This window comes from Aeromonas dhakensis, from assembly GCF_000820305.1.
Classification (GTDB): Bacteria; Pseudomonadota; Gammaproteobacteria; order Enterobacterales; family Aeromonadaceae; genus Aeromonas; species Aeromonas dhakensis.
Genome location: NZ_CDBH01000056.1, coordinates 1 through 3,176, shown reverse-complemented (window position 1 = coordinate 3,176; position 3,176 = coordinate 1). Strand labels below are relative to the sequence as shown.

The window sequence follows — 3,176 nt, the reverse complement described above, 5'->3', positions numbered from 1 at the left end:
TTTTTTTTTTTTTTGGAAACTTCTTGGCGAAAACCAAATTTTATTTGGTCCTTGTTGTACGACAACAAGCTGTGCCGGTTTCACCGACACTTCTTGGGGTTGTATGGTTAAGTGACTAAGCGTACATGGTGGATGCCTTGGCAGTCAGAGGCGATGAAGGACGTACTAACCTGCGATAAGCCGTGAGCAGTCGGTAAGAGACATTACGACTCACGGATTTCCGAATGGGGAAACCCACTCAGCATAAGCTGGGTATCGTTACATGAATACATAGTGTAACGAGGCGAACCGGGAGAACTGAAACATCTAAGTACCCCGAGGAAAAGAAATCAACCGAGATTCCCTCAGTAGCGGCGAGCGAACGGGGATTAGCCCTTAAGCATCTTGGAAGTTAGTGGAACGGTCCTGGAAAGGCCGGCGATACAGGGTGATAGCCCCGTACACGAAAACAACCTTGATGTGAAATCGAGTAGGGCGGGACACGTGACATCCTGTCTGAATATGGGGGGACCATCCTCCAAGGCTAAATACTCCTGACTGACCGATAGTGAACCAGTACCGTGAGGGAAAGGCGAAAAGAACCCCTGTGAGGGGAGTGAAATAGAACCTGAAACCGTGTACGTACAAGCAGTGGGAGCCCTTCGGGGTGACTGCGTACCTTTTGTATAATGGGTCAGCGACTTACATTTTGTAGCGAGGTTAACCGTATAGGGGAGCCGTAGGGAAACCGAGTCTTAACTGGGCGTCTAGTTGCAAGGTGTAGACCCGAAACCGGGTGATCTAGCCATGGGCAGGTTGAAGGTTGAGTAACATCAACTGGAGGACCGAACCCACTAACGTTGCAAAGTTAGGGGATGACCTGTGGCTGGGGGTGAAAGGCCAATCAAACTCGGAGATAGCTGGTTCTCCCCGAAAGCTATTTAGGTAGCGCCTCGGACGAATACTACTGGGGGTAGAGCACTGTTTGGGCTAGGGGGTCATCCCGACTTACCAACCCCATGCAAACTCCGAATACCAGTAAGTAATATCCGGGAGACACACGGCGGGTGCTAACGTCCGTCGTGAAGAGGGAAACAACCCAGACCGCCGGCTAAGGTCCCAAAGTTCTGGTTAAGTGGGAAACGATGTGGGAAGGCTCAGACAGCTAGGATGTTGGCTTAGAAGCAGCCATCATTTAAAGAAAGCGTAATAGCTCACTAGTCGAGTCGGCCTGCGCGGAAGATGTAACGGGGCTCAAACCAGGCACCGAAGCCGCGGATTCACGCTAAGCGTGAGTGGTAGGGGAGCGTTCTGTAAGTCTGCGAAGGTGTGTCGAGAGGCATGCTGGAGATATCAGAAGTGCGAATGCTGACGTAAGTAACGATAAAGGGGGTGAAAAGCCTCCTCGCCGGAAGACCAAGGGTTCCTGTCCAACGTTAATCGGGGCAGGGTGAGTCGACCCCTAAGGTGAGGCCGAAAGGCGTAATCGATGGGAAGCAGGTTAATATTCCTGCACGACTTGTAATTGCGATGGGGGGACGGAGAAGGCTAGGTGGGCCAGGCGACGGTTGTCCTGGTGAAAGTGCGTAGGTGGTGTTTCTAGGCAAATCCGGAGACACAACACTGAGACACGAGACGAACGCACTACGGTGCGGAAGCCATTGATGCCCTGCTTCCAGGAAAAGCCTCTAAGCTTCAGATTACAAGTCATCGTACCCCAAACCGACACAGGTGGTCGGGTAGAGAATACCAAGGCGCTTGAGAGAACTCGGGTGAAGGAACTAGGCAAAATAGTACCGTAACTTCGGGAGAAGGTACGCTCTTGTTGGTGAAGTCCCTTGCGGATGGAGCTGACGGGAGTCGCAGTGACCAGATGGCTGGGACTGTTTATCAAAAACACAGCACTCTGCAAACACGAAAGTGGACGTATAGGGTGTGACACCTGCCCGGTGCCGGAAGGTTAATTGATGGGGTTAGCGCAAGCGAAGCTCTTGATCGAAGCCCCGGTAAACGGCGGCCGTAACTATAACGGTCCTAAGGTAGCGAAATTCCTTGTCGGGTAAGTTCCGACCTGCACGAATGGTGTAACCATGGCCATGCTGTCTCCACCCGAGACTCAGTGAAATCGAATTCGCCGTGAAGATGCGGTGTACCCGCGGCTAGACGGAAAGACCCCGTGAACCTTTACTACAGCTTGGCACTGAACATTGAACCTACATGTGTAGGATAGGTGGGAGGCTTTGAAGGTGTGACGCCAGTTGCGCTGGAGCCGTCCTTGAAATACCACCCTTGTATGTTTGATGTTCTAACGCAGGGCCCTGAATCGGGCTCGCGGACAGTGCCTGGTGGGTAGTTTGACTGGGGCGGTCTCCTCCCAAAGAGTAACGGAGGAGCACGAAGGTTGGCTAATCCTGGTCGGACATCAGGAGGTTAGTGCAATGGCATAAGCCAGCTTAACTGCGAGACGGACAGGTCGAGCAGGTACGAAAGTAGGTCATAGTGATCCGGTGGTTCTGAATGGAAGGGCCATCGCTCAACGGATAAAAGGTACTCCGGGGATAACAGGCTGATACCGCCCAAGAGTTCATATCGACGGCGGTGTTTGGCACCTCGATGTCGGCTCATCACATCCTGGGGCTGAAGTCGGTCCCAAGGGTATGGCTGTTCGCCATTTAAAGTGGTACGCGAGCTGGGTTCAGAACGTCGTGAGACAGTTCGGTCCCTATCTGCCGTGGGCGTTGGATGATTGAAGGGAGTTGCTCCTAGTACGAGAGGACCGGAGTGAACGAACCTCTGGTGTTCGGGTTGTCACGCCAGTGGCACTGCCCGGTAGCTAAGTTCGGAATCGATAACCGCTGAAAGCATCTAAGCGGGAAGCGAGCCCTGAGATGAGTCATCCCTGACCCCTTGAGGGTCCTAAAGGGCCGTTGGAGACCACAACGTTGATAGGTGGGGTGTGTAAGCGCGGCGACGTGTTGAGCTAACCCATACTAATTACCCGTGAGGCTTAACCATACAACACCCAAGAAGTGTTCGAAGACTTGTAGCAGATACCGAGAACGAAGAATTAAATCAGCTTTTTCAGATTGAAGATTTTTGCCTGGCGGCAATAGCGCAGTGGAACCACCTGACCCCATGCCGAACTCAGAAGTGAAACGCTGTAGCGCCGATGGTAGTGTGGCATTCGCCATGCGAGA

2 rRNA genes are annotated in these 3,176 nt (G+C 52.7%); both read left to right on the top strand.

Going from position 1 to position 3,176, the window contains the following annotated elements:
* Window positions 1–105 precede the first annotated feature (105 nt).
* Window positions 106–2,994: ribosomal RNA gene (locus tag BN1143_RS15710) — 23S ribosomal RNA — on the top strand.
* An 84-nt stretch (window positions 2,995–3,078) separates the two neighbouring features.
* Window positions 3,079–3,176: ribosomal RNA gene (rrf, locus tag BN1143_RS15705) — 5S ribosomal RNA — on the top strand; the annotation flags it as partial.